The following is a 25,516-nucleotide window of genomic DNA, read 5'->3' as shown; positions in this document are numbered from 1 at the left end:
TGTTATCGGAGGGAGGTATGAAATGAGTAGGCAAAAAGAGTCATACAAGTCGAAGCTGAAACAGATGACCTTGCGTGAGAAAGTCGGGCAAATGCTGCTTTGTGGCTTTCATGGCACCGAAGCTGCTGGCGATGTGGAACCCTTTCTCCGAAAGTATCCAATCGGTGGCGTAATCTACTTTGCTCGCAACGTTGAGTCGCCAGAGCAGGTAGAGCGGTTATCGTTAGGGTTACAGCAGATTGCCAAAAGCAGTGGTAATGTGCCGCTCTGGATCTCCATTGATCAGGAGGGCGGCATGGTTGCTCGAATTACCGAAGGGATCGCCTTGATGCCTGGACAAATGGCTATTGCCGCTGCCGGTTCCTTTGACGATGCGTATCAGGCGGCATATATCAGTGGGTTGGAGCTGAAGTCCATGGGCATTAACATGAACTTTGCTCCGGTATTGGATGTGAACAATAACGCAGCCAATCCGGTCATCGGTGTACGATCATTTGGCGAATCTCCACAATCCGTTGCAGAATATGGAGCCAGAACCATTGCGGGAATACAGGACGCTGGGATTGCAGCGACAGCCAAGCACTTCCCTGGGCATGGGGATACGGATACCGATTCCCATCTGGACCTCCCGATCATCACTCATGATCGGGAACGGGTAGAGCGCCTGGAGTTGATTCCATTCCGAGCCGCTATCGCCGAAGGTGTCGATGCCATGATGTCGGCGCATATTTATTTTCCTGCACTGGAGCCAGAGCGGCTGCCCGTAACGCTATCGCAAACCGTATTAAGCGGTCTGCTTCGCCAGGAACTGGGTTATCAGGGCATGATCGTGACAGATTGCATGGAGATGGATGCCATTGCCGTGAACTATGGCACTGTCGATGCAGCCGTAATGGCGGTAGAGGCCGGGGCAGATCTGGTGTTAATTAGCCATACGGCTAAGCTTCAGGCAGAGGCATTTGAATTGTTGTTAGCAGCTGTGAGGAGCGGGCGGATTAGCGAGAGCCGTATTGATGAGTCGGTGAATCGCTTGCTGATGTACAAGGCGAAGCGTGGTTTACTGGAGAGTGGAATGGGCGGTGCAGGTGATGATGAAGTGTATAGTGTAGTATCGAATGCATCATTGCCAAAGGCATCAAACGCTCCTGCTCTATCCAGTTGGTCGGAGCGCAACAGTTCATTACACCAAGAGGTTGCCCGCCGTATTAGCGAGAACAGTATCACACTGGTGCGTGATCAGCTGAATATGCTGCCTTTGAAGCCGGAACGCACGCTGGTCATAACGGTTGCCACGTCCGTGACGACAATTGCCGACGAAAAGCTGACTCAGACGTTCACCTTGGGCTCAGCCTTATCCATATATGGTCTGGATGTTGTCGATCTGACGGTCACGCCCGAGGAAGTCGCCATTCGCTCCGCATGTCTGCTTCAGGCAGCGGAAGCAGATGACATTCGGCAGATTGTGGTGGGAACCTACAATGCAGGAAGCCCCTCCGGCGATCCACAGTGCAGACTGATTAGTTGGATACAGCAATTGGGCAAACCGCTGGCTGTTGTGGCATTGCGAAGCCCCTATGATCTGCTGGCGCTTCCGGATGCCGAGGTCTATGTAGCGGCCTACGAGAGCCGGCCACTTGCCATGGATAGCGTCGCTCAGGCGCTGATGGGGCGCATTCCTTTTGCGGGGAGACTTCCTGTAACATTAAAGCAGACAGATGATGAAAGAGCGGATGTTTCCTAGGCGGTGATAAGAATATGAGTTAATCTGCCTTTTGCAGGATGGAGAAGAGATGGATTGTGGGTTGAGCGAAACGGAAGTGTGAGTCGTTAAAATGAGAACATATACAACACAAAGAGACGATCCTTTAAAGGACCGTCTCTTTGCTTATTATAAGCTATTAATTATAGATTATTGCAATTGCAGTGCTTTGGCTGTCTGTGCCTCAACTTCATCCAAAAGTGAAGTCATGTCCATACCTGCGTGGTTGCCAAGCAGGATAATGGTGATATCATCGGACAGATTACGTGAAAAGGCTGTGGCAAACCCGCCACCACTACCGTTGTGGAAGACGGTACGATTTGTGCCATTCTCTTTGAGAATCCAGGCGTAGCCATAGTTTTTATCGGAGTAGGGCTCATACATCTGTTCAATCGTATCCTGGCTTAGAATCTTGTCTGTATAGAGCGCACGATCCCATTTCAGCATATCGTCCACCGTGGAATAGATGGTTCCTGACCCGGATTGAGACACATAGTAAGGCGCAGTTACCCATGTGTTATCTTCTTGAACAAAACCACTAATCGTGTGCACTTTACGGGAGGCCTCTCCCGAATTTTTCATGCCAAGTGGTTTCAATATCGTCTGCTGCACATAATCGGCATAACTCATACCGGATACCTGTTCAACGACGTATGCAAGTAAAACATACCCGCTGTTGCTGTACAGATAGGCACTTCCTGGTTCAAACTTCAGCGTTTTGTGGCGAATCTCCTCTACAGTCTCTTCCATAGAAGTTCCTTCACCCCGACCAAATGCAGATGGCAGACCTGAAGTCTGGGATAACAGCATATGCAGCGTGATCTGATCTCCCTTTGGTATACCGGAGATATACTTGGAGATTGGATCTTGCACATTAATCTTACCATCCTCAACCAGACTCAGAATGGACGCGGCCGTGAAGGATTTGCTCAGCGATGCGATTCGAGTCTTCTGATCCGGGCGGTTCAGCGTCTGTTCATCGGCAAGTCCGTAGCCTTGCTTTAGAAGTACTTCACCATCGCGGGCGATCAGAGCCATACCTGGATAGTTGATCTCGCGCAGATACGTATCAACGCTGGCAACCTCGCTGTTCAGCAGGCTGACTTGATCAGTGACCATACTTACACTCATCTGCCCCGTAGCTGTACGTTGGACCTTGATGTCTGCTTTGATTGCATTAGCCATGGCCCGAACAGGTACCATCAACGTACCGTTAACAGTACGTGAATTCACACCTGTAGCCAGATCGACCTTGTTTACTTTAATGGAATTGCTGCCAGCCTGATGAATCAGCTTGTCTCTGCCAACGGTAATGGTAGCCGTCTTGGTGCGATTATCCCATTTCAACGTGCCTTTAACCGATGTGACCACATCCCGCAGTGGAACAAACGTTGAGCCTTTGATGATAAGTGGTGCGTTCTTCCAGGATTGTTGCTCACCATTCACTTCAATGTGAACTGCTTGCGTCGCCTGCGCTGCGGATGCCGTAATACCAGCCTGTCCCAGAATCGGGCCTGCACACAGGATGAGCGCTAACAGAATGCGGAACATGGATGAATATACCGTGGAAATACGTTGTCTTTCATTTGACTTGCGTAAGATTTGAATCCTCTCCTTCCAATCGTTTCATGAATAGCCAGCTTATGAGCATTGTAAACGATCTCGCTAAGGGGGTCAAAACGAATAGAAGGATTAGGTGAATCCATCTAAACTGACCGAAAAGATTAAATTTATTCTAATTTAGTATCTATACATAATATTTTTACAGCAATTGTCCGATAAAAGGATGGGTGAAGATTATGATGGGGGATAGTTTAATGAAGAAAAGGATTCGAAATTGGTTTACTTTAACCGTAAAAAAACGCCTGATCGCTGCATTGCTCCTGTTCCTGATTGTACCGAGCATTACTGTTGGTTGGTTGTCTTATCAAAAAGCTGCTGACCAGGTTAAAATGGAAATTATTCGTTCCGCACAAGCCAAAACAGAAATGCTTAGTCTGCAGATAAATCAAATGCTGGATATGGAGAAGGATAACGCAGCGCAGATGGCTGCGGGTATTACTTCAAACGATATTATTAATAAATCCCCTGCACTGCAAAGGCAGATGGATCGGATGTCTCAGAATCATAAGGAACTGGGTGTACTCACCGCAGGTGCGGAAGATGGCAGCTGGATGAAATCTCCTGATCCCGGGGAACAGATCTATGATCCACGTGAACGTTCATGGTATACGATGGGCATGTCCCAGGACGAACCTGTAATCTCGGATACGTTCCAGTCGGTCACGACAGGTGAATGGGTTGTAACGGCAGCTGCCAAGCTGGCTGATGGCAAAGGGGTATTCGGGGCCAATGTCAGTCTCAATCATCTGAAAGAATCCGTTGATCAGATACGTATTGGTAAAGAAGGCAAACTGTACATGCTGGATAACGGGGGTAAATTCCTGTTCCACTACAATATTGAATCCGGTACACAGTCGGATGAAAGCTACATTAATGAGATGTATACGAAGGAAAGTGGAACGGTGAAGTATACATATGATGGTCACGAAGTGGAAGCTGTGTATTTCACCAATCCGGTGACAGGTTGGAAAATTGTTGGCGAGATGGTTCCTTCCGAAGCAAGTGAAGCCGTAAGGCCTATTTTGATCCGTGCAATTACAATTGTGGCATCTGCATTGGTTATCGGGTTGATTCTGCTTATATTCATTATCCGCAGTATTCACCGGCCATTGCTGCAATTAACGCAGGCAGCATCCAAAGTAAGCGCCGGGGATCTCACCGTTCGGGTTGGTTTGCAGCGCAAGGATGAGTTCGGACAGCTTGGAGATAGCTTTGATACGATGACGACTTCCCTGCGTAGTGTGCTTGGAGAGGTGCATGATACATCCAGCCAGTTGGCAGCATCTTCTGAAGAGCTAATGGCAAGTTCCGAGCAGACATCCAAAGCCACAGAACAAGTGGCTGAACTGATGCAGGATGCAGCTGCGGGAACGACTTTGCAGAACAATAGTCTTGCTGCTACAGGTCAACTCGTGGGCGAAATGTCCATTGGAGTCAAAGAGATCTCATCAAGTGCTGAAGACACCGCTCGTATCGCTCTGGATGCATCCACTAAGTCGGAAGCAGGTATGGTTACAGTAGAAGAAGCGGTTACCCATATTCAGCAGGTGAATGATGAGAGCAAAGCCATGTCTGTGGTCATTGAGGATCTGCACGCGAAAAATGAAGAGATCCTTGTGATTGTGGCCGAGATTACGGCCATTGCCAAGCAGACGAACATTCTTGCATTGAATGCATCCATTGAAGCTTCAAGAGCTGGCGAGCAAGGGCGCGGATTCGCGGTTGTAGCCAACGAAGTGAAGACACTGGCTCACAGTTCAGGCGCTTCAGCCGAGCGGATTAATGAGCTTATGCATGAGATGCAGGAGAAAACCAATGCGGTGCAATCCACTTTTGCCCGTACGGGAGAAGGTATGGTGAAGAGTTCGCAGATGGTTACAGAAGCAGGCGAAGCATTCAATAACATTCGTACTGCGGTACAGTTGGTGGCTGCACAAGCTGGAGAAGTATCCACGGCTTCCCGTCAAATTGATGGCGGCATGAGTCATATCAACAAGGCAGTAAGTGATACAATGGTTCTGTCGGACAGAATTGCCTCTGGAACGGAAGATGGATCAGCGGCGGCTCAAGAGCAGTTGGCTACAATGGAAGAGGTTGCAGCTTCTTCGGCAGCATTGTCACGTATGGCTGAAGATCTGCAAAGCATGATTGAACGCTTTAAGTTGTAACAGAGATTGAAATGATAATGATTGAGGATAAATGCTTATGGAAGGTGCTGAAATGCCCTTTCTGCGATGAGACTGCAGGGTTGCGACCCTGCGGTCTTTTTTCTGTTGAACAAGGGGAAGCCGTTATGTCTTTAAACACAGCATTCTTTTCCGTTATATTGACACATAACAAACAAAACTATATTATATCTATAAATAAACAAACATAATTATAAAATTTTTGATTAATATACAATTGGAAAGACCATAACAATGATGAAAAGGAGCTTTTACATGAAACCATCGGAATCCTGGTTGCAAACAGCTTCATTGGAAGAGATCAAGCGTGGTTATATGGAGGAGGGTCCCGCCTATATATGTGTCTGCTGCGGATACAGGACGGAAGCGGGGATTATCTATCCCGAAGAAGGAGTGCTCTATGAGGCAGCCCGTTATATGCGAGTGCATATTGAGAAGGTTCATGGATCGGTATTTGAGTATTTGCTGGAGCTGGATAAAAGCGTAACCGGATTGTCTGATGTCCAGCGTGGCCTATTGGCCCAATTCTATGAAGGCAAGAAGGATGCTGAAGTACAGAAGGCCCTTGGTATCGGGAGTGCCTCCACGATTCGGAATCATCGGTTTGTATTGAAGGAGAAGGAACGGCAGGCCAAAATATTCCTGGCATTAATGGAACTTCTCAAAAGTAAGGATACCCAGGCTCCAGCCGAATGGGTGTCACCTGTGACAAGACATGGACATACGATCCGTCGTGATTCATTTGATATTACAGAACAGGATCGGGAGAAGGTGTTAAACAAGTATTTTCCAGAGGGTACTGGCGGTCGGCTGACGACGTTTCATTTGCAGCAAAAGCATAAATATATCGTGCTCACCGAGATTGCCAAACGATTCGATTCAGAACGCAAATATTCCGAGAAACAGGTCAATGCGCTGCTGAAGGAAGTCTATGACGATTACGTGGAAATACGGAGGTATCTCATCGACTATGGCTTGCTGGAACGTGAGCCAGACGGGAGTCAGTATTGGCTGGGAAGCCACGCAGATCAACAGAGCGCCGAAGTTGGAAAACAGGAGCGCAAAGCAAAGGGGGAGCAGGAGAAGATGGATCGTCGCAAAGAATTGCAGGAACAGGCCAAAGAAGTCAAAACGGAAGCGGGCGTCTACCAGATTCGGAATGAACGTAACGGCAAAGTTTATATCGACAGCACACTTAACCTGAAAACCATTAACGGACAACGGTTTATGTTACAGATGGGTAGCCATCTGAATCGAAGATTGCAGGCTGAATGGAATGAATATGGAGAGAATGCGTTTGTGATCGAGGTGCTGGAGACATTGAAGCAAGATGATAACCCGTATTACGATCCCAAAGATGCACTCGCCAAATGTCTGAATCGCTGGTTTGAACAGTTAGAGCCCTACGGAGATCAAGGGTACCACGGAGATAAAAAGCAATCCGCAGAATAGGAGAGTCATTTCCTTTCTAAAGTTCCTGACCTTTCATTAACCAAAAGCCCCTTTGCCAATATGATGGCAAAGGGGCTTTTGGTATTACAGACTACTTAATTTTATAAGTCGAACTAATCGTTTGCACGATAACAGCGATTGGAAGGTTATTCTGACATCGTAGTGTCAGTGTAACTAATCTTTAGTTCAACGACTACAGCTTGAATTGTTCCACCAGCTTCTGCAGCTTGTGAGCCAGATGGGCAAGGGAATCAGCAGAGGATGATATCTCCTGCATGGAAGCCACTTGCTCCTCCGTAGCAGCAGAGATGTTCTCTGTTCCATCGGCATTGGTTTCCGATATGGCGTGGATCTGATCAATAGATTGCACCACTTCGGCTGTACTTGCAGACATCTGTTGTGAGGCGGCTGCAATGTTCTCAAGCTGATGATTGACGACCCCAACAGCCTCACTAATCTGGGCAAAAGCTTCATCTGCAAACTGAACGGCACGAATGCCGTTGCTTACATCCTGTTGCCCGATCTGTACATTGTGATTGGCCATTGAAATCTCCTGTTGAATCGCTCCGACCATCTCTACAATCTTCTGGCCGGACAGGCTCGATTGTTCCGCCAGCTTGCGGACTTCGCTGGCAACCACGGAGAAGCCACGTCCATGCTCACCTGCACGTGCTGCTTCAATAGAAGCATTGAGAGCAAGCAAATTGGTCTGTGCAGCGATATCTGTAATGACAGATACCATCTCACCAATGGATGTGGAATGCTGTTCAAGTCGTCCAGCAGTATCTGCCATACCTTGCACAAAGCGACTCACGGAACTCATCTCGGATACGGCCGTCTGCATGGTAGCATTCCCTTTATCCGCGAGCTCACTTGCTTGCATGGCAGCTTCGGATACTTGCTGTGTGCTGTTCGTTACCTGTCCCACACCTCCAGCAAGCTCATTCATCTGTAGTGCCGTATGTTTCAGGCTGCTTGTTTGTTTCTCAAGTCCAGCTGCGGATTCTTCCGTGATCAGGGCGACTTGCTCTGTTGCTTTGGTTGTCTCCGATGAGTTGACTGCCAATTGTGTGGATGAGGCGGTTAATTCGTCAGCCGTGTGTCGTACGTCCTGAATAACGGTTCGCAGGGATTCGCTCATCTTATTGAAGCTGGTGCTCAGCTTGCCGAATTCATCCTGTCCCAATACAGCAACCTCGATGGTCAGATTACCATTACTAATTTCGTCAGATGCCTTCACCAAGCGGTTCAGTGGTTTGGTGATTGATTGCACAATCCAGAAAATAATGACGGAGCTTACCGCAATTGCAATCGCTACAACAATAAGTGTGGTGTATAGAATCGGACGGACAGAAGCCGTCACTTCCCCACTGTCGATGACACCAACCACGGTCCAGCCCGTCGTTTCATTGGTGGAGAAAAAGGCGTGTTCCTGGTTTCCATTTAGTGTATAGGTCAGACTTCCGTTTTTCTGTGCAAAAATATCTTTATAGGGTGCCATGGTTCCTTCGGTCCCTGGTTTTTCGGTAGGATGTACAATGATTTTATTGGCATTATCAATAATATAGATATAACCCTTCTGGCCAATCTTCGTGGAGTTAACCGTCTTCGAGAGGGCTTCAAGCGACAGGCTGACAGAGACGACACCATGGCCATCCGCTGAGGTCTGAGCTACCGAAGCAACAACATTGCCGGTATTGCTTGATAAGTAGGGGGTAATTACGGTAGGGATATCTTTGTTCTGCGTAGCAGCCTGATACCACGGGCGTTCGCGCGGGTCATATCCTTCTTTGTTCACCGCAGTTACAGGGGAGTTAATATACACGCCCTGATCGGTACCGATGGAGGCAAGTTCCACGTCATCATGCGTTTCCTTATACGCGTCGAGCAAGGTACGGATGGTATCTGTTTCGTCACCCTGATTGGGTCCGACATTGCCTGCATCCAGCTGACTTGCCAGGAAATCAACATTTTTGCGTGTTGCACCAATGATTTGGTCAATGGTCTGGTTGAGCACAGTAACACTGCTGATCGCGTTCTCATACATTTTCTCTTCAACCTTGGCATCAGCTGTTTGGAACGAGATAATGCCCAGACTAATAGTTGGAATGAGCAATACAATGGCAAATGACAAAATCAGTTTCTCTCTCATCTGCATTGTTCTTTTGACCCCTTGTTTACGAATTTTTTTCATACACATTCCCCCTCTGTGTAACCCATCCCCATGTCTAGTGGACAAGCCCATCTGGTAAAAGATATTTCATTCCATCCTTTCCAGAAGTTTCTGGTGCTATCGTATGACAAATTTCGCGTTTATTCAACATAATTTATGAGTTTCGCGAAAATATTTTTCGATTTTGTAGGTATTTAGGATTACATCTGTTCTATAAAAAGTAATCTGTCTCTCCCTTAGTGCACATCTTGTGGTATATTTCTGAATTAATGTGAAGTGAATTTTGCAAAATGTGAAATCCATAAGGCATGTAACTGGTCATGTTGAATACACAAAGAAGTTGTTTTCATGAAGAATGGACCTAGATGGATCTACATCCATATATATCGGTTTATGGGGACAGAAATTGGAGAGGGGTTGTACGGCAGTTGGACCAAAGTACACTACAGATATCTGGACAGGAGAACATGGAAGAGGTCCAGGATCAAGCTACATTCATGCAGGGGGTCAAAGATTGTATCCCAACCCTGCTTGGTTATTTGAGTATTGGGTTTGCGGCGGGTGTCATTGAAATGACCGCAGGTCTGAGTCTGGCGGAAACAGCTCTGCTCAGCCTGATTTTATATGCAGGATCGGCTCAGTTCATTGCAGCAGGCATGCTCGCATCGAATGGGTCAGCAGTAGCCATTATGTTCACCATATTTTTTGTGAATCTTCGCCATTTGCTGCTCAGTGCGGCTGTATCACCGTATTTTCGGCATCTGACCCCGCTTAAAAATATGTGGATTGGTTCACTGCTTACCGATGAGTCTTTCGGCGTTGCGATGACACGTGCAATTGGCAGAGAAAGGCTCAGTGAACGCTGGATGCACGGTCTGAATATTACCGCATATCTGAACTGGTTCGTGGCTAATATGGCGGGAGCGTACTTTGGACGCTGGATCACTAACCCGGAACGACTGGGTCTGGATTATGCTCTGCCGGCGATGTTTATTGGACTGGTTGTACTCCAGTTGGTGCATCGCAAAAACAAAAAAATACACATTAATGTGGCTATTATCGCCGTTGTCTGTGTAATCTTCGCCAGCATGGCTTCACTTGGCAGCATGAGTGTCATTGTGGCTGCGGTCATTGCGGCAACGATGGGAGTGTTCATGGAACGATGGAAGTAAGATGGGATGTATTCTGGATTATTATGGGTTCAGCGCTATTTACATTTATCCCGCGTGTACTGCCACTGATGCTGTTCAGCAAGATACAGATTCCAATGTGGTTGTTACGTTGGCTGGAATATGTACCCGTAGCGGTTATGGCAGCGCTGATTGGTCAGGAACTGTTCATGTCGGACAACCAGTTAGTGCCGATTACGCACAATGCAGCTCTGTGGGCCTCCCTGCCTACGATTGCAGTGGCTATCTGGACACGCAGTCTGCTTGGAACCGTATTGGTCGGTATTGTGGCTATGATGATACTGCGATATTGGATCGGATAATTGCTAGGAGAGTCATAAGATGGCGACACGCAGTGATGAAAACGCTATTTTCTATTGTGACCGAAAGGGATAAAATGGAGACTGAGGTGTTCAGTGTTTCCATTTTGCACAAGAGGAAGGAACGATTTCAATCATGAGTACAAGTCCATCCGTTATATTGTTTCAGGGAGACTCGATTACAGATGGGGGAAGATCACGCAATGATGATCCAAATCATTTTCTCGGTCACGGGTATGCGTATCTGATCTCCAGCAAATTGGGTATGGAACTGGCGGGTAAGCAAAAAACCTTCTATAACAGAGGCATCAGCGGGGATCGGGCATCGGATCTGTACGCACGCTGGAATGAGGATACCATTAGTCTAAAACCGGACCTGATCAGCATCCTGATTGGGGTTAATGATGCCTGGCGCACGATGAATGGTGAACCTAGCGGGGTAACGGATCGTTTCGGACGGGCGTATCGCCATTTGCTCGAAGAAACTCGGGAAGTGATGCCGGATACGGGGCTGATTTTGATGGAGCCGTTTATTCTGAGAACCGGAGCGACCGCGGAGAAATGGGAAGCCTGGGAAGAGTATATCGGTCAATATCAGAAGCTGGCCCAAGGTCTTGCTGAAGAATTTGGAGCGGTGTGGGTGCCATTGCAGCAGACGTTTAATGACGCTCTGAAGCAGGCGGATGCAGCTTACTGGTTATGGGATGGCGTACACCCAACCGCAGCAGGTCATGAGCTGATTGCACGCCAATGGTTGTCTGTTGTACAGAATTCTCCGCTTGCGATTGTGTAATAACAACAGCGGACAGTTGCGATATGGGCAGCAGCATTAAAGGTGTTCAGGATTAGTTGAGGACATAAGATAGTTACGGATATGAGTTAGTCATATAAAGCCTGTGGTGACAGGCGGGATGCAACGGAGAACCTGACGAAGGTTCTTTGTTTTTTTTTGTTAGGAAGGAGAAGGGAGTAACGTCGTGGAAAGGGTTTTAATGGATAATTCTTCAAAAGTACTATCATATCCGGTAAAATGAAATCGATTACATTATAATATGGGCATGAAAATCCATTAACGAAGAGTGGTGAATCCAGTGGAAGATTCCATTCACGAAGTCGAAAATGAAAATATAAACCAACGAGGAACTGTGAGCAAAGCATTGAGTTCCTTAAGTGCCGACAGACTCTTGGAGAAGTTATCCCGGCCTGAATTGGCTACGTTATACACGGACTTGAAGGCTTACGGTGAACGCGCCTTGAGCGAACCCATGCCTTCCTTGTCGTTCCGTCTATACCGCCAGTTCAGCGATACGGGTGAGCGGAAAGCCTATGAAGAGGCTTATTTCGATCGAAGGGGCAGACTTGCTGCTGTGGCGATGCTCGCCTTGGACACAGCTAGGAAGGATGCACTGCAAGCGCTGGAAGAAATGTTGTGGGACGTGTGTGGTGAGTATACGTGGTGTTTGCCCGCGCATTTGGGTACGGGAGAGGTCAACCAGGTGAATGGGAACATCGATTTGTTCGCTGCAGAGACGGTACATATGCTGGCCGAGATTGTGACCATTCACGCCGAGCGGCTGGATCGCCTTGTCATAGAACGGATCAGGTCTGAAGCAGAACGGCGAATCTTCATCCCGCTTTACCGGGAGCAACGGAAGTTCCACTGGCGGACAGCGGATCACAACTGGTCGGCGGTCTGTGGTGGGTGCTGTGGAATGGCTGCATTGTTGCTGCTCGAGGATGAGTCCACACTACAGGAATCGATCTCCCATACGGTCAGCTGTATGAACGCATTCTTGAGCGGATATGGCGAGGATGGCGGCTGTGCCGAAGGCATTGGATATTGGGTATATGGATTCGGTTATTTCACCTATTATGCCGAGATGCTTCGTGAGTACAGTGAGGGCGAACTAGATCTACTGAAGGGTTCCAAAATAACAGCTATCGCAGCCTTCCCGTTGCGAGTTCATCTGTCGGGCGGCACATATGTGAATTATTCGGACAGTGCCGAGCAGGAAGAGATCCCTTCTGGATTGCTTTCCCTGCTCGCGTCCCGGATTGGATTGCAGATAGATCTTCCATTTCATATTCCACTGCTTACCGATGATCCCTGTCATCGCTGGGCTCATCTATTGCGGAACGTGATGTGGAGCGATCCGGCAGTATACAGTAATGAAGGTGCCTCTGCACAGGCTGAACGAGGATTTATTTTTCAAAATCTGGGCTGGATGATTGCAAAAGGATCGTTCGATTACTGGGATACAAAACGTATGAACGGTGCACCCCTTCATGTGGCTATTTCCGTTAAAGGTGGACATAACGATGAACCTCACAACCATAATGATCTGGGGCAGTTCATTATCCATTGCGGTGGTGAGAATATTCTGTGTGATCCAGGAGCAGGGTTGTATACCCAAGCGTATTTTGCACCAGGCAGAGAGCAACTGTTCCACATCTCGTCATCCGGGCATAACGTTCCGCTCATTGAAGGCCAGGAGCAAGATTCCGGTCGGCAAGCACAGGCCCATGTGTTAGAGGCAAAGCTGGCAGAGGGTGGCGGTGAGCTAAATACAACATTGGATCTGACATCCGCATACTCTGGGGCAGCTTCACTGGCTCGTTATACACGCCAATTTCATTGGAAGATGGCTCCTGGCGGTAGCAGGAATGGAGCGGAATTGCGTCTCATTGATCGGTTTCAATGGAAGAGCAGGATGGTGGCCTCGGCAGAACGATTCTCTTCTATGGGCGATTCAGATGCAGGATGTTCAAGCGTTGTGGAGCGATGGATGAGCAGAGTACAGCCTGAAGTGGTGAAGAGCGGTGACCTTCGCTGGCAAGGTGCACATGGAACGGTCCATATGACGTATGATGCGAACCAGTGGCAAATTCTTTACGAGAAACTGGACACAGTTGATCATGACAATGTTCCCGTCACATTCTATCGGACGTCACTATCATGGACAGGTGTGATTGATGAGACAGATGTTCGGACAGAACGCCCTAATTCGCTTGAAACGGTATGTGAGGTACGCTTCATCATTGAACCGAAAATGGGAGAAACCGAGGTGAGCATGCGTGAGTAAATATACATCTGCGTCCACATATCCATGGAAAGATGAACTCGAACATTACCGTACATTGGCAGAACAAGCGGGTCGCCCTCCGGCAGACGGCTGGAATAGGGAGCGCAAGTTGGCACTTGTTGAAAGTGTTGTTCGCGCTTACACACCATATCAGGACAGTCAGGGTGCAATTATCGACCCGTTCTCGGGTGTGGAGAGATATTATTCTACACCGGCCTATGCGATGGCGGCGGCGGTTCTGGTTGATGCAGGGCGTACAGATTTGCTCCAATCGGCAGCAATAGCCCTGTCACAGAGCATTGATGCCGTGGTCAATGGTAGCGCACCAGACAATCACCCTGATTTTTTTCCGGTGCTCATGATGAGAGCCTATATGTTGTTGAAATCACACCTGCCTGAACATGCACAGATCTGGGCTGAGGCACTCAAGACAATCAGTCCTGAACAAGATTATGTATTTACGATGAGCAAGATGAACAATCCCAATCGCATGATTAACTGGAACGCCATTATGATCTCTGGCGAATATCTGCGGTGGCATGAACAGCTGGCGAATGAGGGTACTGCGTGGATGGATCGATATCTGGAAGCCTATCATCTACCCCGGTTTACGGCCCTTGGCTTGTATCAGGATGGACCGCTGGATCGTCCAAATTGTCCATTTTCCTATGATATTGCCACCCGTTATCACCTTGGGGTGATGCTTGAAGCTGGTTACGAGGGAACCACTGCCGATACGTTACGTGAGCAGCTGCGCCATGGTGCCTTCAGCTCGTTACTGACGCTCTCGCCGCTAGGTGAGATTCCACCGCGTGGTCGCAGCTCCCAGCATCAGTGGAATGAAGCGGCGGCGGCTTATGTATGCTCCACACATGCAACGCAGGCTCTGAAGGCGGGAGATCGGGTGATGGCGGGTGCTTTTGCACGTGCGGCCAATCGGTGTTTTGCTGCTGTTGAGCGCTGGAAGATGGAAGATGGACGTTTGAAAATCGTACGCAATGAATACAAGCCAGAAGATCGGCACGGGTATGAAATCTATACCAACCATACCTGTTACAACCTGTGGACGGCAGCAGCGCTGGCCCACGCTTGTCTCAGTGATCCGGGAGACGATGTGGGCGAAGTGTACCTTCCTTCCGAGGTGGGCAGCAGGGTTTTGCAGACGGATGGGTGGTTCGAAACCGTGATTGCTTCCATACCTGGTCAGCAACTGGTATTACACACGGCGATGAATGATCCGTATACGATTCCTGGTTTGGTACGGATTCAACAGATGGGGTTACCTGGTCTGATTGGTCCGTCCGCTGCCAGCCATGTGCAGGCCGGGTTTACGGAATTTGCCGAAGGGGCGGTCCGTCCGCTCAGCTACTGTCCTGCCTGGAAGACACCAGATGGAGTATGGCATAGCCTTGCAGAGGGCATTCCATCCGGTGGTGCATATGATCGGGATGTTGGATTAGACCCTGCTCAGGGAGGTGGTTCCATTGTGTATGAGAAGGTGGACCGTTATACCCGGAATGAAGTGGAGCAGCATCTGGCGGAAAGAACGGCAGAAGATGGCATAACTGCCTTGGAGAATGCTTTTGCCGTGACATGGGTCGGTCCATTACCCGGAATTGAAACATTGCGTACCCATTATCTACAACAGGCGGATGTGCTGACTATAACGTATGAATTCGAAGGAGAGATCGCGGCGGCAGGTGCACTCATTCCATTGATGTTCCATGATGGCCGTGAACAGGCGGTAATTACCCATACGGATCATAACGTACGAACGGAGTATCGGGGGGCCTATGTAGAATCCACAGCGCTGGATCAGGGAGCCATTATTCATCTGGAAGAGCAGGCCGTGGCCTCCCGTAATGGGTTGCTGAAGGGAGCGCGGATTGAAGTGAACGGAGCACGTAGGTTGTCATTTGCGATCCGATGGGGCGAGGTTAACTGAAGGTGTTCAGGTTGAGGATCATTAGTTTTGGAAACATCTCGAATGATAGTTAAAAGTGTTGTTCGTGGATGATTAGTGATATTTAACGGATAGCTATTGCAGTTACGGCATACGACGCTATAGATAAGTTGAGGATGAGCTGGAGCATCAAGCTAGATGTCCGGTATTGAATCGAGGAGGGATATGTTCATGAACACATCAACGTCGGTAAAATGGCTCGAGGAAGCGTGGCAACAGGGCGCTGCCAAGACAATTCGGAATGCAAAGCGGATCAAGGATACATTTCCACACATTGCCCCGCAGGGGGCGTATGATCGGAATGATCCGGAATGGTGGACCGCAGGTTTCTGGCCTGGATTATTAAGGCTGGTCTATGGGGATGCTCCAGAAAGTGAAGCGGCGGCTCCGCTACATCGCATTGCCGAAAGTTGTGAGCGGCAACTGGAGGGTTGTCTGCGTGATCCCGAATCGGTGGATCACGATCTGGGGTTCATCTGGCTGCTTAGTGGCGTAGCCAACTACCGCCAGACGGGTAGCGCGGATGGACGGCGGCGCGGCATGCTTGCCGCCAACCTGCTCGCTGCCCGCTTCCACGTGCGCGGTGAGTTCATCCGCGCCTGGAACTTCAGCTCGTCAGCAATGGATACGCGCGGCGTAGCCATCATTGACAGCATGATGAACCTGCCGCTGCTCTACTGGGCATCCGAGCAGAGCGGCGACCCTCGCTTCCGTTGGCTGGCGGAAGCGCACGCGGACACCGTGGCGCGCGAATTCATCCGCGCGGACGGGTCCATCTGCCACGTGGTGGAGTTTGATCCACACACGGGGCAGAAGCTGCGAGAGCATGGCGGACAGGGCCATGCTCCAGGTTCCGCCTGGGCGCGGGGCACCGCCTGGGCGTTGCACGGGTTTGCGCTGTCTTTCCGGTATACGGGCGAAGCCCGATATCTGGAGACAGCGGAGCGTGCGGCCGATTTCTTCCTCGCCATGCTTGGCGAAGAGATCGTGCCGATGTGGGATTTCCGCGCACCTGCGGAGCATCAGGTGGCGTGGGACTCGTCCGCTGCGGCGATTGCCGCGAGCGGGTTGCTTGAGCTGGCGAAGCTGTCGCCACGCGGGGAGACCTATGCCGCCGCGGGAGAACGTATCGTCCGCGGCTTGCATGAGCACTATAGCTCCGGCGACTCGGCAGCGGAAGAAGGTCTGATCATGCAGGGAACGGTGCATTACCCGGAAGGGCGAGGGCTGAATGTGCCGATTATATACGGCGATTATTTCTATATGGAAGCGCTGGCGAAGCTGCGTGGACATGCGGGGTTATTTTAAAAGAAGAATTGAGAAATACGGGCTGGAAGAACTGAAGGGGAGAACGGATTAGTAAGGTATTAGTGTTGTGAGCCTTCGAATTATTTCATTAGATTCAACTAGTTAACCAGTTATATATTCATTATTTAGTTGTCAGTAGCATCATTAGCAAACCATCATCACCTGTCCGCATAAGGCTGTCTCCAGGATTAGGAACGATATTCCCTCTACTGGAAACGGAGTATACCTAAGCTTCTTTGAATAGACCAATCAAGGTGAGCGGACAGGCGGATGGTGTACGTAATCGAAGGAAGACAAAAGAATGTCTGGTCTATGAATACTCATTCTTACGGGTCCAGTTGGGGTGCAGACTTAGCTATGCTCTACTGAAAAAATCGCTTTTCACTTCGAAGGCGTACGTCTCAGGATGACAAAGTCGGCAGAAGATTGATCTGGATAGCGCTGCGGAATAATCTCATGAACTTTGAAATCAGGGTAGTCGAAGAGATATTCAAACAGATTACGGTCCTGGATTGTATCAATCCCCGGGTTGCCGTTTTCTTTCAAACGGGTGTAAAGCACCACCCATGCTGTTGAGGAGTGCAGAATATCATAGAGGGTATTGCGAAAATCTGTTTCATCCGTGATGTGATATAACACATCCAGACAGACCGTCAGATCGGCTTGCAGGAAACCACGGTTAATCCATAGGCCTGGTGTATACAGCATGAAGCTCTTGGACGAATCCTTGGCAAATTGGGAAGCACAACGCTTTACGGAAGAAGCCGCTACATCCACGCCCAGGTAGTCCTCATAATTCATGTATTGCAACTGGTTGCCATCCCCACATCCAAACTCAATGACACGATGAATCCCTTCACGTTGAATCAGTCCGTTCACGACCTCGGCCTTGAATTCAGCCAAAACCCCGTATGAACCCCTCCCAGAAGTTTCACCCGAACGATATGTTTCCTCCCAATACCCGATGTAATCAAAAGGCTGATGCATTATGTTTCCTCCAATCCTGTTAAAAGAAGTTCAAGACAGTCAATATACATAGGTATGCGCAATATTCGCAGGTATGATCGGTTGAAACAGGAATAGAAGATAAATTAATTTCCATAGAATTCCCTGAAAATTTCCTGAAAGTCTAAACATCTGGAAAGGACTTGCCGACATAAAACATAAGGAAAAAAATGATGATAATCGGGGGGAAATGATGTTAAAGCCAAGATTGACCAAGTACATGGTGATGATGCTGGTGTTGATGCTGAGTATTTCCAACGTAGGCTTGGCCGCTGCGGCAGACAAAGAACTGTCCAAAATTGTGGTTTCCAAGAATGAGATGTCGCTCGAAGTTGGTGATTCTGGGTCTGTTACGGTGACAGGGGTATATTCAGATAATACCTCGGCTAATGTAACGATTAGTACAACCTGGAGTAGCGAAGATACTTCGATAGCAACTGTATATAATGGTGCAATCACGGCCAAAAAGGAAGGTAAAGCGACGATTACCGCAGCTTACCAGGGTCAAAGCCAGACCGTTCAAGTGAAAGTAACGAAAAAGGTCAAAGCCCTTTCGAAAAACGTGCAAAGTCTGGATTTGCGCACGGGAGATACGAAAGAAATTATTTTGACAGCAACGTATAGTGACAATGAAACAAATAATGCAGCAGCAAATACTGCAGAATGGTCTACCAGTGATGAGAAGGTTGCTACCGTTGTGAATGGTAAAGTAACTGGACAAAGCGCGGGTACGGCAGTTATTACTGCGAAAGTTGGCAGCCAAAGCGTGACGGTGGATGTTAACGTTGAAGTGGTTAAACGTGTAGATGTAGATAAACAGCAGGTTAACTTGCTGTTGAACAAAAGTGAAAGTGTGAAAGTGACGGCTACTTACCCAGATGGCACAACCAAAGATGTAACGGATCTGGCGGAGTGGACATCCAGCAATGAGAAGGTTGCGGACGTCCTCAAAGGCGAAATTACAGGATACTCGGCAGGTTCTGCCAAGATCACAGCCAAATACGGTACGAAATCCGTTTCCGTTGACGTGGATGTGGATCTGACCAGCAAACTGAGTGTGGAGAAACAAAGTATTTTCTTCCGTTTGAGCGAGACAACCAAAACGGCTAATGTCGTTGTAACGGCTTCTTATCCAAACAGCAGCGATGTGAATGTAACGGATCAGGCAACATGGACATCCAGCAACGAGAAAGTTGCAACGGTGTTCAAGGGACAGATCACAGCGATTAGTGCAGGTTCAACAACGATCAAAGCAACCTATAGTGGTAAAACTGTAGAAATTGCTGTGGATGTAGATACGGCAAGATATTTGGATATCAAAGATGTAAATGACAAACTTGCCATGAGTGTTACGGGTGATAACAAGTCCAAGACATTGGTAGCCAATGCAGAGTATATTGATGGAAGCACAGAAGTTGTAACTTCCAAAGCAACATGGACTTCAAGCAATGCAGATGTTGTATATGTATCCAACGGTGATCTGATCGCATACAAATCCGGTACGGCTACGATCTCTGTAACTTATGGCGGTAAAACAGCTAAGTTTACAGTAAATGTTGACGTTCCAGACAAGTATGAAATGGATAAGAAAAAAGCATCGGTAGCTGTTGGTGGAACGACTTCGGCCAAAGTGCTGGCGTTGTATGGTGAAACATCCAAAGATGTATCTGAAGATGCAACTTGGAGCAGCAGCAGCGACAAAATCGCTGAGGTAGATAGCAAAGGGGTTATCACAGGTGTTGCCACAGGTAAGGCAACCATTACCGCGAAGATTGAAGGCAAAACACTGACTCTACCTATTGAAGTAGGTATGGCTAGTGGACTGGAAGCAGATGTGAACTTCGTTGTTCTGTCTGCCAAAGAAACTCAGACGATCCTTCTAACAGGTACGGATGAGGACGGCAACACGTTGGATGTTACATCCGAAGCAACCTGGAAATCCAGCAATGCACGTGTAGCGGATGTGAAAAAAGGCGTGATCACGGGTAACAGCAGTGGTAAAGCCAACATCACAGCAGAATACGGCTCCAAAAAAGTGACGATCCAAGTTGAAGTGGATGTCATCACACGTATTGAAGCTTCCGAGCCGGTTCTGTCCCTGAAATCAGGCGATACAGCTGATCTGACGGTAACTGCCTTCTTGAGCGACGGTAGCGAGCGTGATGTTACGGACAAAGCTGAATGGAAAACGAACAGCTACAAAGTAGCTCAAGTGACCAAAGGTAAAGTCAAAGCTACAGGTTCAGGTAAAGCTAAAATCACAGCAAAATACGGTAGCAAGTCTGTAACGATTGCTCTAGATGTGGATACACTGAAATATTTGCAGACGGATAAAGTAACGTTGACTATGAAACCTGGTGAAAAGGTAACCGTGGCTGCAACTGCAACGTATGCCGATGGCAGTGAAGCGAATGTATCCAAACCGGCTCTCTGGAAATCTTCCCGTATTGCAACAGCATCGGTGAAAGATGGAGTTATTCAGGCGAACGGCAAAGGTAAAGCAACAATTACGGTGACATTTGCAGGTGTGAAAACCAAAGTAACGGTAGTGGTTGAAGCGAAGTAATTGGTTTTCCATATGTGAGCGTGAAACGCGAAAATAAAACGGTGATGCCAGCTACTAGCTGGCATCACCGTTTTTTGGTCTATAAACTAGAGCATGTCTTCAAGCGATAACGAATCTGAAACGTCTTATTCAGGGGACTGGAGCATTTGCAGAAATCTAAGGAATCTGAGACACGTTATATCGGAAATTACAGTCTTTTATAGCCCTTTTGTCAGGTGATTTTGGTAAATAACGTGTCTGATGTTCCTTACAATATAAACTGAGGACCTAAAGACCAAATAGGACGTCCTCAGTTCCTTAGAAATTGAAAAGAGTCTAGCCATTCGCCATCGTCCAGAACCCTTGCATACACCATCCTATTACAGATGTATATCCAAGAGATTCTGTGACGCTCCCTGTAGGTTCTATAACTACATCGTATGAGACAGTACCAGCGCACCATAGGCAAAAGCGATCACGATCAGAATGGCCGGATGCAGCTTGGTTTTGGTCATGACCCAGAGCGAGATGCCTGCAATGATCAACGTCTGCCAGATGCCGATGGAATTAGTGGACAGCTGTCCGAATTCCCATGTGAGCAGAATCATGAGTACAGCGATAACAGGCTGCACGAGTAGGGTCATGCCTTTGACTTTCGGTGACTTGCGATGTTTGTTCAACAGACGAAGTAATATAATTAGTGCGGTTGCGGAAGGTACGATTGTGGCAAAACTTGCGATAAATGCCCCAAACCAGCCTGCCACGTGATACCCGACAAATGCAGCAATTTTGGTTGCAATCGGGCCGGGAAGGGCGTTACCAATCGCCAGTACATCACCGAACTGCTCGGTGGTCATCCATTGGTAATGGTTCACAATCTCTTCCTGCATTAGCGGAATGGAAGCCGGACCGCCCCCATATCCCAAGATGTTTGCTACGAAAAATCCCCAAAATAATTCCCACCAGGTCTGGAGCATCCTTAGGACACCCCCTTATCGGACTCGCCTTTGGACTTGAAGCGCTGAACCAGATCCAGATGGAAGACACCGTATCCAAGGAAAACCGCGATCACAATCCCCGGATGGATATCCAGCAGCTGCAATAGTACAAAGGCAATCACGCCGAATAGGGCGGCAAAAACTTTACCGAGTCCCTTCCAGGCTTTCATGGCAAATTCATAAGCCATCATGCCCAGCATGACAAAAATGACTGGCCTTACGGCGGCTACCATGCCTGCGACCACTTTCGACTCGCGTAGCGCGTACATGGAACCGAGCAGAGCAATAATGGCAATACTTGTCGGTAAAATATGAGCGAGTACGGACACGATCGCGCCCAGAACACCTTTGGTTTTATAACCGAGATATGCGGCCATTTTGGTCGCGATGGGACCCGGCAAGGCGTTGGCGATAGCCAAAATCTCGCCGAACTCCTCATCACTGACCCATTTGTAACGCGTAACGGCTTCGTAACGGATCAACGGAATAACCGAAGGGCCACCGCCATATCCGAGAATTCCGGTTCGTACCATTCCGATGACGAGACCGTTGTAATCTTTCCAACCCATGCTGATTTCCTCCTAGAGTCTCATGCCCATCCGGCTTTTATAACGTTTCAACAATAGCTGTGATTCCACTTTGACGATACCCGGCATCTTATAGAGCTTCTCCAGCAAGAACTGCTCCATCTCTTCCATATCCGCAAAAATACCGTGCATGTGCAGTGTACTCGGGCCTGTCATATGATAAAGGCTGGTGACGGCTGGCTCTTCATCCAGTTTCTCAGCGACTTCATCCAGGAAGGGCGGTTCAACATCGACATTGAAAAAGGCCGAGACCTGAAGCCCAACCTTGCCAGGGTTAATCACAACGGTGAAGCGTTCGATGATTCCTTTTTCGGATAACGCATTAATGCGGGCCTGAACAGCTACACGTGACAATCCGATCTGTGTCCCCAGATCCGTATAGGATATTCGGCTGTTGTGGTGAAGCGCGGCGATAATTTTGCGATCCATCTCGTCCAGATTGTACATTTGTGGAATTTCTCCTCCTTTGGAGGAGCGTTTCTCTGACATGTTGACCATCCTTTTCTCTCGCTATATGAAATAAACAATAAAATTTTACTTAACATACAATGTGTATGTGGCATTCATAGTTTAATGACGAATCGTAACTGGAGTCAATCTATTTATCATGATTATTGAATTTAACCGATTTTGAGCCTTCATTTTGTCATTTCGACCAATCGGAAAATAAAAAGACCACTCGCACAGTCTAATAGCGAGCAGCCGTTAAATAATAGATAAGCTGGAGTGAAGCGCAAAGTGTGATACGAAGCATGTACGGTTATCCCTGTGCTGTCTTGGGCAATAAAAGGGTAACGGTAGTCCCTTCGCTAGGCTCGGAAGAAACTCTCAACGTTCCTCCTGCACCACGGGCACGCTCTTCCATACTAAACAATCCAACACCATTGCCAGCGGTTGCTTCGCTGAATCCAGCACCTTGGTCTTCAATAATAACCATCGTCATGTTCTCAGCGTCTTCTATAGTAACACGTGCCTCGGCAACATCGGCATACTTTGCGACATTGGTTAAGGCTTCCTGAATAATTCGGTAGATGGCTATCTCCCGGTTCATCTCCAGTCGTTTGCGCAAATTACATTCCAGATCAACTTCGATCCCGTAGTGGCGGGTGTAATTCTCGATATACGTACGAATCGCCGGAACAACACCCAGGTCATCCAGAACGGATGGTCTCAGCTCCCATGCCATACCGCGTACATCTTCCATGATACCCGTGACCTGTTTACGAAGTGCTTCAACCCCGGGGTGAGGCTGGTCTGCCAGCAGGCGATCCATCTGAATCACCAGAGAGAAGAGACTCTGTCCAATCCCGTCATGCAGTTCACGCGAGATCCGGCGTCGTTCCTCTTCCTGAATATTCATCACTTGGGACATCATCTTTTGCAATTCGGCTTCGACGGATTTCAGCTTGGTGACCTCGCTGCGTACAGCCAGGTATTGATATGGCTCCCCGTCGTTATCAAGGAAAGGCACGATGGTGGTGTTGACCCAATAATGACTGCCATCTCTGGCACGATTGAGAATTTCCCCGTTCCATACCTTACCTGAGGATATCGTGTCCCACAGGTTTTTCATAAAGCTTTTGCCATGGTATCCGGAATTAATGATTCGATGATCCTTACCGATCAGTTCCTCGCGCTCATACTGCGAGATTTCACAGAATTTATCATTCACATACTGGATTTTACCCTTGCGGTCTGTCAGGGCTACAATAGAGGATTCATCCAAGGCAAATTTCAGATCACTCAGTTGATGCAGGGAACCCTTCAACCTGCTGCGAAATTCATTATCCGTAATGTGATTATCGATTTCGTTCAGCAGGAGACGTACGGGCTGGTCTGCGAGTCCACTTAGTCTGTTCTTACGTGCACTACTCAAAGTTCAGCAACCCCTTTTTCATAGCGAACTTCACCAGTTCCGGGCGTGTACGCAGGCCAAGTTTCTCCATCAGATTGCTTTTGTGGGATTCGACCGTTTTGACACTGATGATCAGATGTTCGGCGATTTCCTTGTTGGCGTAGCCTTTGGCAATCCAGGACAAAATCTCTTTCTCCCGCTCGGATAACGTGTCATACGGTCCGGCGTTTTCCTGTTTGGCTTTGTCCAGGTATTCACTCATCAGCCGCTTGGTCGCACTGGGGTAGAGATAGGCGCTACCCTCTGCTACGGAACGAATCGCGGCAAGCAATTCTTCATGCGGCGCACTTTTGAGGATATATCCGGATGCCCCTGCATGGATGGCGCGGAACAGATATTCTTCATCGTCATGCATAGTCAGTATCAAAATGGAGACATCCGGCATCAATTTCTTCAATTCAGCGGTAGCGGTCAGACCGTCTTTGCCTGGCGGCATGCTGAAATCCATCAAGACCACATCTGGTTTCAACTCTTGAGCCTTGGCAATGGCTTCATCGCCATCTGCGGCATCTCCAACGATATGTATATCATTCTTTCCTTCAAGTAAGGCGATCAGCCCGGAACGCACGACAACATGGTCGTCTACAACTAATAGTTGAATCACATGATTTCCCCCTGTCCGCTTCCTTAGTTCTATCTATATCATAACAAAAAAAGAAGCAATTCAGAGCTTTAATCTCCGAATAGCTTCTCTCACTCAACGTGTGGGATAGAAACATTGAACCTTAATGTTCTGTTTGGCCGAAACGTTCCTGAATCATATTGGCAATTTCCTGGACTTGTGCCTCCACGGCAAGAGGATCATAAGGCCAGAACGGTTCCCCATCCAGCTTAAACACTCGATTGTTCTTCACAGCGTCCAGGGATGACCAGACGGGTGATGTTTCATCCAGCGAACCTCCATTGGATAAATCGAGGAAAATATAATCACCTGCATAACCCGCCAGTTTCTCCTCGGATACAGTTACAGTATCTTTATCCTGATCAATCAGTTCCTTTTGTACAATGTCTGGTGCTTTCAGTCCGAGCTGTTGGTAGATGGCTTGTCCACCGCGGTTGACACCATCTCCGTTGATGTACCAATCCTTACCAAAGAGACTGAAGTTGGAGAAGGTCGTACCTTCCTTGACCAGCCCTTGAATGGAGTCCTTGGCAGGGCCGTCGATTCGTCCAATTTCATCTATGCCCTTAACCAGATTAAGCACACATAAGGGCCCTTTTAAATTGAATATATTACATTTATTTCAAGAGATAACTTTGTATTCAGGAAGTCATCATATTTTAGTGTGTTTAAAATTGAAGGTTTGATGACTACGATATAAATTTTAGCATCGCAGTTTACATGATTAGTTTTCTACTGCAGTTTTTCCCCTTTTGCTTTTCTTTCAGGCTGAGGTTTCTGATATTTTACTTAGCCACAAATCATAGAG

The 25,516-nt window shown here is 48.1% G+C and carries 19 protein-coding genes; 10 read left to right on the top strand and 9 right to left on the bottom strand.

All coding sequences use genetic code 11. The features are described 5' to 3' along the window. Positions 1 to 22: 22 nt before the first annotated feature. The gene (gene nagZ / locus J2Z28_RS23655) at positions 23 to 1,741 is read left to right on the top strand and encodes a beta-N-acetylhexosaminidase (RefSeq protein WP_211084525.1); all 1,719 of its coding nucleotides are present in this window, start codon (positions 23 to 25) and stop codon (positions 1,739 to 1,741) included. A 168-nt stretch (positions 1,742 to 1,909) separates the two neighbouring features. Here nagZ and J2Z28_RS23650 read toward each other — a convergent pair whose 3' ends face one another. Then, a complete protein-coding gene (locus J2Z28_RS23650) occupies positions 1,910 to 3,310 on the bottom strand; it encodes a serine hydrolase domain-containing protein (RefSeq protein ID WP_211084524.1) in 1,401 nt (466 codons plus the stop codon). Positions 3,311 to 3,576: 266 nt separating this feature from the next. Between J2Z28_RS23650 and J2Z28_RS23645 the strand changes: the two genes are divergently transcribed. Next, entirely contained in the window at positions 3,577 to 5,550 is a 1,974-nt protein-coding gene (locus J2Z28_RS23645) for a methyl-accepting chemotaxis protein (RefSeq protein ID WP_211084523.1), read from the top strand. A 273-nt stretch (positions 5,551 to 5,823) separates the two neighbouring features. Then, positions 5,824 to 7,020: a DUF2087 domain-containing protein gene (locus tag J2Z28_RS23640; RefSeq protein WP_211084522.1), complete on the top strand. Its 1,197-nt coding sequence runs from the start codon at positions 5,824 to 5,826 to the stop codon at positions 7,018 to 7,020. A gap of 193 nt (positions 7,021 to 7,213) precedes the next feature. Here J2Z28_RS23640 and J2Z28_RS23635 read toward each other — a convergent pair whose 3' ends face one another. Continuing rightward, positions 7,214 to 9,214 (bottom strand): methyl-accepting chemotaxis protein, encoded by a 2,001-nt coding sequence (locus tag J2Z28_RS23635; protein ID WP_211084521.1) that lies wholly within the window; start codon positions 9,212 to 9,214, stop codon positions 7,214 to 7,216. A 446-nt stretch (positions 9,215 to 9,660) separates the two neighbouring features. Between J2Z28_RS23635 and J2Z28_RS23630 the strand changes: the two genes are divergently transcribed. The 6 genes from J2Z28_RS23630 to J2Z28_RS23605 all read left to right on the top strand — a co-directional run bounded on the left by J2Z28_RS23630 (position 9,661) and on the right by J2Z28_RS23605 (position 17,036). Next, positions 9,661 to 10,365: an AzlC family ABC transporter permease gene (locus J2Z28_RS23630; RefSeq protein ID WP_036616527.1), complete on the top strand. Its 705-nt coding sequence runs from the start codon at positions 9,661 to 9,663 to the stop codon at positions 10,363 to 10,365. Then, positions 10,356 to 10,685, top strand: coding sequence for an AzlD domain-containing protein (locus tag J2Z28_RS23625; protein ID WP_211084520.1), 330 nt, complete (start codon positions 10,356 to 10,358; stop codon positions 10,683 to 10,685). The genes J2Z28_RS23630 and J2Z28_RS23625 overlap by 10 nt, the downstream gene beginning before the upstream one ends. 133 nt (positions 10,686 to 10,818) lie before the next feature. Then, positions 10,819 to 11,475: an SGNH/GDSL hydrolase family protein gene (locus J2Z28_RS23620; protein WP_017691078.1), complete on the top strand. Its 657-nt coding sequence runs from the start codon at positions 10,819 to 10,821 to the stop codon at positions 11,473 to 11,475. A 352-nt stretch (positions 11,476 to 11,827) separates the two neighbouring features. Next, positions 11,828 to 13,765: a heparinase II/III domain-containing protein gene (locus J2Z28_RS31710; RefSeq protein ID WP_211084519.1), complete on the top strand. Its 1,938-nt coding sequence runs from the start codon at positions 11,828 to 11,830 to the stop codon at positions 13,763 to 13,765. Next, a complete protein-coding gene (locus tag J2Z28_RS23610) occupies positions 13,758 to 15,710 on the top strand; it encodes a glycosyl hydrolase (RefSeq protein ID WP_211084518.1) in 1,953 nt (650 codons plus the stop codon). Before J2Z28_RS31710 ends, J2Z28_RS23610 begins: the two co-directional genes overlap by 8 nt. Before the next feature lie 189 nt (positions 15,711 to 15,899). Then, positions 15,900 to 17,036, top strand: a complete 1,137-nt coding sequence (locus J2Z28_RS23605) for a glycoside hydrolase family 88 protein (protein WP_211084517.1) — start codon at positions 15,900 to 15,902, stop codon at positions 17,034 to 17,036. Between the two features lie 381 nt (positions 17,037 to 17,417). Here the strand turns inward: J2Z28_RS23605 and J2Z28_RS23600 are convergent, their stop codons facing one another. Continuing rightward, positions 17,418 to 18,023, bottom strand: a complete 606-nt coding sequence (locus tag J2Z28_RS23600) for a methyltransferase domain-containing protein (RefSeq protein WP_036616541.1) — start codon at positions 18,021 to 18,023, stop codon at positions 17,418 to 17,420. A 211-nt stretch (positions 18,024 to 18,234) separates the two neighbouring features. Here J2Z28_RS23600 and J2Z28_RS23595 point away from each other — a divergent pair, with 211 nt between their 5' ends. Further along, a complete protein-coding gene (locus J2Z28_RS23595) occupies positions 18,235 to 20,607 on the top strand; it encodes an Ig-like domain-containing protein (RefSeq protein WP_211084516.1) in 2,373 nt (790 codons plus the stop codon). Between the two features lie 410 nt (positions 20,608 to 21,017). Here J2Z28_RS23595 and chrA read toward each other — a convergent pair whose 3' ends face one another. From chrA to J2Z28_RS23565, 6 genes are all read right to left on the bottom strand, one after another. Then, positions 21,018 to 21,563 carry a chromate efflux transporter ChrA gene (gene chrA / locus J2Z28_RS23590; protein WP_211084515.1) on the bottom strand — a complete coding sequence of 182 codons (546 nt, stop codon included), beginning with the start codon at positions 21,561 to 21,563 and terminating at the stop codon, positions 21,018 to 21,020. A 2-nt stretch (positions 21,564 to 21,565) separates the two neighbouring features. Next, positions 21,566 to 22,153, bottom strand: coding sequence for a chromate efflux transporter ChrB (chrB, locus tag J2Z28_RS23585; RefSeq protein WP_017691071.1), 588 nt, complete (start codon positions 22,151 to 22,153; stop codon positions 21,566 to 21,568). A 12-nt stretch (positions 22,154 to 22,165) separates the two neighbouring features. After that, on the bottom strand, positions 22,166 to 22,660 hold the full coding sequence (chrS, locus tag J2Z28_RS23580) for a chromate efflux transcriptional regulator ChrS (protein WP_036616550.1): 495 nt from the start codon (positions 22,658 to 22,660) through the stop codon (positions 22,166 to 22,168). A gap of 271 nt (positions 22,661 to 22,931) precedes the next feature. After that, a complete protein-coding gene (locus J2Z28_RS23575; RefSeq protein ID WP_211084514.1) occupies positions 22,932 to 24,047 on the bottom strand; it encodes a PAS domain-containing sensor histidine kinase in 1,116 nt (371 codons plus the stop codon). Further along, the gene (locus tag J2Z28_RS23570; RefSeq protein ID WP_017691068.1) at positions 24,040 to 24,690 is read right to left on the bottom strand and encodes a response regulator; all 651 of its coding nucleotides are present in this window, start codon (positions 24,688 to 24,690) and stop codon (positions 24,040 to 24,042) included. The genes J2Z28_RS23575 and J2Z28_RS23570 overlap by 8 nt, the downstream gene beginning before the upstream one ends. A 121-nt stretch (positions 24,691 to 24,811) precedes the next feature. After that, positions 24,812 to 25,291, bottom strand: a complete 480-nt coding sequence (locus J2Z28_RS23565; protein ID WP_244988485.1) for a TroA family protein — start codon at positions 25,289 to 25,291, stop codon at positions 24,812 to 24,814. Positions 25,292 to 25,516 lie beyond the last annotated feature (225 nt).

Source organism: Paenibacillus xylanexedens (genome assembly GCF_017874615.1).
In the GTDB taxonomy this organism is placed as follows: Bacteria; Bacillota; Bacilli; order Paenibacillales; family Paenibacillaceae; genus Paenibacillus; species Paenibacillus xylanexedens.
Note: the sequence above shows the minus strand (reverse complement) of the source record. Positions and strands in the feature narration are given on the sequence as shown.